Below are 5,507 nucleotides of genomic sequence, written 5' to 3'. Positions count from 1 at the left end.
TTAAAATATAATCCAGATGAGACAACTGAGTGGGTATTTACAGTAGCTCATTTCTTCTATGATTCTGAAGAAGGACATTATACTGAAAAATATGCTAAACTAAATGAAAAATTGCCAGCTAATATGAGAATCAATAATCCAACATATGATAAGAGTATAACAGCATTTGGAGTATCTTATACTAAGAGATTTTAATAGATTTTGTTAAGGAGGAAAGCATATGCCAAAGAAACCGATATTTACAAAGGAGCAGGTTTATAATAAAGCCTTTGAAGTATTTAAAGCTGAGGGGATAGAGGGGATAAGTGCTAGAAATCTTGCAAAATCATTAGGGGCGTCTCCAGCACCTATTTATAGTTTCTATAGCTCAATAGATGATTTAAAACATGAATTACTAGATGATGCCAAAAAACTTTTCCTTGAATATGTAAAAAAAGAGAGAACAGAGTTTATATTTTTAAATATAGGTATGGGTCTTTGTATATTTGCAAGAGAGGAGAAGGAGCTTTTCCAAGCTATCTTTTTAAAAGAGAGTTTAGGAAAGAGAAATGAAGTAATCAGAGAGTTTAGAGACTTGATTAGAATAGAGATGTCAAAAGATGAAAGGTTTAGTAATCTTGATGAGGAATTCAAGACAAATCTATATATAGATTGTTGGATGTATGCTCATGGATTTGCTACTCTTATAGCTACAAACTACTATGAGAGTATAAGTGATGAGGTTATAAAAGAGAGACTATTAGAGGCGGCAGCTACTATGGTCTATAAAAGATTGGAAGATTATAGAAAATAACAAAGAGAGGAGCAATCCTCTCTTTAATCTTCTAGTACAGTTTCAGCTATTCTCATAAAATTTTCAAAGGCTATCTTTCTGATATCACTTTCTTCATATCCTCTTCTAGCTAACTCTTTGATTATACCCATAGCTTTAGAGACGTTTTCAAGTCCTTTAGGGTTAATATCTTCCTCTTTTTTATCAGTATATAGATATTCACAGAAATCAAATCCAAGAGCTACATGTCTTATTCCAACTAGTGATATAATATGCTCAATATGGTCAACAAATCTTTCTAAAGTCTGATTATGAGAATCAAGTGAAATAAAGTGTTTATAGGCATTGACTCCAATTACCCCATCTCTACTAGCAATAGCTTTTATCTGTTCATCAGTAAGGTTTCTCCTGTGATTACAAAGAGCCTTAGCATTAGAATGAGAAGCTATAAAAGGTTTAGAAGTATTGTTATAGATATCCCAGAAACTTTTCTCATTAGCATGGGAAACATCTATAATCATTCCTAATTTTTCCATTTTTTTAATGACTTCTATACCGAGAGGAGTGAGTCCTCTACTCTCATCTCCAGCTACACCAGTAGCTAAATCATTCTCTTCATTCCAAGTAAGAGAAGCATGTCTAAAACCTAATTCATAGAGAGTATCAAGCCAATCTAAATTACTTCCAATAGCTCTTAATCCCTCTACTCCCATAATGACATTAAGTTTTTCATCAACAATTCCTCTATTAAAGTCACCCTTTCTCTTTATAATATTAAATATCTCGGAGTTACTTTTTATTTCATGGATAGTAGAATTAATTAAATGAAACATCTCTTTTTCATCATCTAATTCATCATTATGTTCAAGATAGGCTATAAAGATACCACCCATAACATTTCCAGCTCTAAATCTATCAAGATGATATTTTTTTACAATATTTTCTTCACCATTTTTTCTTTTTTGTGCTACATCATACCAAATATCAGCATGACCGTCAAAAATTTTCATATATTAATTTCCCCCTTATATTTTATTTTTAGAAGAATATTATTTCAGCCTCAGCTTCGTACCAAGGTCCCTCCTCATCTTCTCCCTCAGTTACAAAAAATTCTATTTGGACATCTTCTAAAGTAAGCCCAACAGAGTGTAACTCATCATCTTGGAAAAATTCAATTTTTTTAAATTTTGTCTCTTCTAATCTTTGAGCTATATCCTCTCTAGTTTCAGCTAACTCTATAAGGTCTTCTTCAAGAGTATATCCTCTTTTTTCAAACTCTTTAGCTATTGTTCCTATTTTTTTTAATAATTTTTCAGATAACATCTATCCTCCTATTTAAATTTGAAAATTGTTTTTAATCTGTTAAATCTTTTTATTATAGACAGTACTAATTTTATTTTTTTTATCTCCATAGGAATTTTATCCAAAGCTTTATCCATTTGCTTTTCAATCTCTTCCTCTGTTAACCTTTTATTCAAAGTTACTCCTTTCATAAAATACTATATTTATATTTTATTATATAATATATTTACTTTATTGAAAATAGAAAATTAAAAAAATTAATTTTTCTTTTAATGGTGATAAGAATATGATATAATTTAGAATAGAAAATATATTACAGGGTAATTTTACTTGAGTAACAAGGAGAGAAAATGTTTTTTATAGGAGTCTTTGGAATAGGGAATAAAAATAAGAATTTAGGCACGGTAACTTTTAAATGTACGGGGTGTATAGGAGAGAAATTTTCGCTTATGGAGTTAAGTAGGAGTTTTGATATCTTTTTCATTCCTGTATTTAGATATAATAGAGAATATATTATAATCTGTGAGAAGTGTAGGAGTGTTTATAAGTTAAAGGCTACTTCTATTTCAAAGATTTTAGATAAAAAGCAAGTAGAATATGAAGATATTGAAAAGATAATATTAGAAGCTAATACTTGTCCTTATTGTGGAGCTAATGTAATTGGAGAGTTTAAGTACTGTCCTAAATGTGGTAAATTATTAAAAGACTAAAAGATATGATGGAGGTAAAAAATTGATTATAATAGCAACATTAAAAGGGGTAATTACTGGTTTAATATTATCTTTACCTTTTGGACCAGTAGGTATATATTGTATGGAAAAAACTATGATGGAAGGGCAAAAAAAGGGGTATATCTCAGCACTTGGAATGGTAACTGTGGATATAATATATGGAGTTATAGCACTTTTATTTATGACTTATGTAGAGGGATTTATACTGAAGTATGAATCATGGCTACAAATTTTAGTAGCTCTTTTTCTTTTACTTGTAGGTTGGAAAAAATTGGAGAAGAGAGAGAAGATAAAAAAGATAGAGTGTACTCCAACAGGAATGGTAAAGGATTATTTTACAACATTTTTTCTAGCAATAGCTAACTTATCTGGAATTTTTACAATTCTTGTTATTTTTACAACTTTAAAAGTTTATTCGGAAGATGTTTCAATAGTAGCACCTTTTATAGCTTTAGGAATAATGCTTGGTGGAGCAACTGAGTGGTTTATCACCACTTATGTGATAGCACATTCTACTAAGGTTTTACATGAAGATAGATTAATAAAAATATCTCAAATTTCAGGAGGACTTATATTTATATTTGGAATATTGATATTAGCAAGATGTATATTAAAAATTTTGTAATAGGAGTAAAATCATAATGGAAAATAGAGAATTTGAAAAATATTTAACTTATAATGAAAATAATAAAAAGATAAAAGTAGCTGTAGCTATGAGTGGAGGAGTAGATTCTTCTACAGTTGCGTATATTTTAAAAAAGCAGGGATATGATCTTATAGGAGTAACTATGAGAACTTGTAACCCAGAGGATTCAGATGCTAAAAAAGTATGTGATGATTTAGGGATACCTCATTATGTTTTAGATGCTACAAAAGAATTTAAAACGGTAGTTATGGATTATTTTGTTAATGAGTATTTACAAGGAAAAACTCCTAATCCATGTATGGTATGCAATAAACATATAAAATTTGGAATGTTGATAGAGTTTGCTCGTTCATTAGGAGCAGATTTTATGGCTACAGGACACTATACTCAATTAAAAGATGGAGTATTATCAATGGGAGATGATTTGAATAAAGATCAAGTTTATTTCCTTTCACAAATGAACAAAGATAATTTAAAATATGTAATGTTCCCAATAGGTGATTTAGAAAAACCAAAGGTAAGAGAGTTAGCTGAGCAATTAGGAGTAAGAGTTTATGCTAAAAAAGATTCTCAAGAGATATGCTTTGTTGAAGATGGAAAATTAAAAGAGTTTTTACTTGAGCAAACAAGAGGAAAAGCTGGAAAAAAAGGAAATATAGTTACAACTGATGGAAAAATTTTAGGAAAACACAATGGACTATCTTTTTATACAATAGGTCAAAGAAAGGGACTTGGAATAGCACAGGAAAAACCTTTATATGTAGTGGAGTTAGATAGTAAAAATAACTGTGTAATAGTTGGAGATAATGAACTTTTATTTAAAGATGAATTATTAGCTAGAGATATAAACTTGATATCAGTTGATAAAGTTGAAGAGTTAGATGGTAAAATTTGTTGGGCAAAAACTCGTTCAAGAGATAGATTACATAAATGCCAACTAAAATTACAAGAAAATGGAAATATAAAGGTTAAATTCTTAGAAGAAAAAGTAAGAGCAATTACTCCAGGTCAAGGTGTAGTATTTTATGATGAAGAGAAAAAAGTTTTAGGAAGTGGATTTATAATCTAAAAAATTAAGGGGGCTTTAAAAATGATAAAAGGAGTAAATTACTATTATTTTAGTCCAACTAATACTACAAAAAAGATTGTAGAAGAGATTGCAAAAGGAATAGGAAATATATTAAAATGTGAAAATATAACTTTTATAAAAGATAATAGAGAAAAATATGATAATTCAGAAGAGGTTTTAGTTATAGTAGGTGTGCCAGTTTATGGAGGAAGAGTTCCTAAAATTATACTTAATACTTTAAAAGGGATAAAGGGAAAAGGGTATGTTATTCCTGTGGTAGTATATGGAAATCGAGCCTATGAAGATGCTTTGGTAGAGTTAGAAGATATATTATTAGCTAGTGGTTTTAAAATATTGGCTGGTGGAGCTTTTATTGGAGAACATTCCTATTCAAAAAAAGTAGGTACAAATAGGCCAGATGAAAAAGACTTAAGTATTGCATATAGCTTTGGAAAGGAAATAAGAAAAAAATTGGAGAATAAAGATATTTCTACTCCTATTTTTTCAGGAAATAGACCATATAAAGCTGATATGCCTATAAGAATTTTCGCTCCAATTCCAAATGAAAAATGTAATATGTGTATGAAGTGCTGGAAAGTTTGCCCAGTTGGAGCTATTGATTGTAATGATCCTAGGAATGTGAATTTAGAGAAATGTATTCATTGTTATGCATGTGTAAAAGTATGTAATTTTAATGGAAGAGAAGTAATAAATAATCCAGTTCAACCTATAATAGAAATGTTAGAGAGTAAGTGTCTAATAAGAAAAGAGCCAGAAATATTTATTTAGTAGTTACAATAAAATAAGGAGAGACCTGCTAAATATAGTAGGTTCTCTCCTTTTAAATTAAGCAATTGTTACTACTCAGCTATTTATGATTTAAAAAGAAAACTAAGAATTGTTTCATATTCCAAGAAGTTGATTAACTATGAGCTTATCTCACTAAAAATGCAAGGGTTAAGTCTTCGACTTATTGAATTTTTTAGC

General features: G+C 29.4%; 9 protein-coding genes. 6 read left to right on the top strand and 3 right to left on the bottom strand.

Going from position 1 to position 5,507, the window contains the following annotated elements; genetic code table 11:
- A partial coding sequence (locus tag IAA47_06425) for a hypothetical protein (GenBank protein ID MBU3842596.1) occupies window positions 1–195 on the top strand: 195 nt, incomplete at its 5' end.
- Window positions 196–220: 25 nt separating this feature from the next.
- Window positions 221–793: a TetR family transcriptional regulator gene (locus tag IAA47_06420; GenBank protein ID MBU3842595.1), complete on the top strand. Its 573-nt coding sequence runs from the start codon at window positions 221–223 to the stop codon at window positions 791–793.
- A gap of 23 nt (window positions 794–816) precedes the next feature.
- Here the strand turns inward: IAA47_06420 and IAA47_06415 are convergent, their stop codons facing one another.
- From IAA47_06415 to IAA47_06405, 3 genes are read right to left on the bottom strand one after another with little or no spacing between them, the layout of a single operon-like run.
- Window positions 817–1,782, bottom strand: coding sequence for a dipeptidase (locus IAA47_06415; protein ID MBU3842594.1), 966 nt, complete (start codon window positions 1,780–1,782; stop codon window positions 817–819).
- A 28-nt stretch (window positions 1,783–1,810) separates the two neighbouring features.
- Window positions 1,811–2,095: a hypothetical protein gene (locus tag IAA47_06410; GenBank protein MBU3842593.1), complete on the bottom strand. Its 285-nt coding sequence runs from the start codon at window positions 2,093–2,095 to the stop codon at window positions 1,811–1,813.
- An 8-nt stretch (window positions 2,096–2,103) separates the two neighbouring features.
- Window positions 2,104–2,250, bottom strand: a complete 147-nt coding sequence (locus IAA47_06405) for a hypothetical protein (GenBank protein MBU3842592.1) — start codon at window positions 2,248–2,250, stop codon at window positions 2,104–2,106.
- 174 nt (window positions 2,251–2,424) lie between these two features.
- On the opposite strand from IAA47_06405, the gene IAA47_06400 reads away from it, so the two are divergent.
- The 4 genes from IAA47_06400 to IAA47_06385 are packed head-to-tail and all read left to right on the top strand — an operon-like array spanning window position 2,425 to window position 5,309.
- Window positions 2,425–2,784: a zinc ribbon domain-containing protein gene (locus tag IAA47_06400; GenBank protein MBU3842591.1), complete on the top strand. Its 360-nt coding sequence runs from the start codon at window positions 2,425–2,427 to the stop codon at window positions 2,782–2,784.
- Window positions 2,785–2,809: 25 nt separating this feature from the next.
- Window positions 2,810–3,430 (top strand): LysE family transporter, encoded by a 621-nt coding sequence (locus IAA47_06395; protein MBU3842590.1) that lies wholly within the window; start codon window positions 2,810–2,812, stop codon window positions 3,428–3,430.
- A gap of 16 nt (window positions 3,431–3,446) precedes the next feature.
- Window positions 3,447–4,520 carry a tRNA 2-thiouridine(34) synthase MnmA gene (mnmA, locus tag IAA47_06390; GenBank protein ID MBU3842589.1) on the top strand — a complete coding sequence of 358 codons (1,074 nt, stop codon included), beginning with the start codon at window positions 3,447–3,449 and terminating at the stop codon, window positions 4,518–4,520.
- Window positions 4,521–4,541: 21 nt separating this feature from the next.
- Window positions 4,542–5,309 (top strand): 4Fe-4S binding protein, encoded by a 768-nt coding sequence (locus IAA47_06385; protein MBU3842588.1) that lies wholly within the window; start codon window positions 4,542–4,544, stop codon window positions 5,307–5,309.
- Window positions 5,310–5,507: the final 198 nt, after the last annotated feature.

It is taken from the genome of Candidatus Fusobacterium pullicola, assembly GCA_018883725.1.
GTDB classification, from domain to species: Bacteria; Fusobacteriota; Fusobacteriia; order Fusobacteriales; family Fusobacteriaceae; genus Fusobacterium_A; species Fusobacterium_A pullicola.
This window is presented reverse-complemented; position numbering and strand designations above follow the sequence as displayed.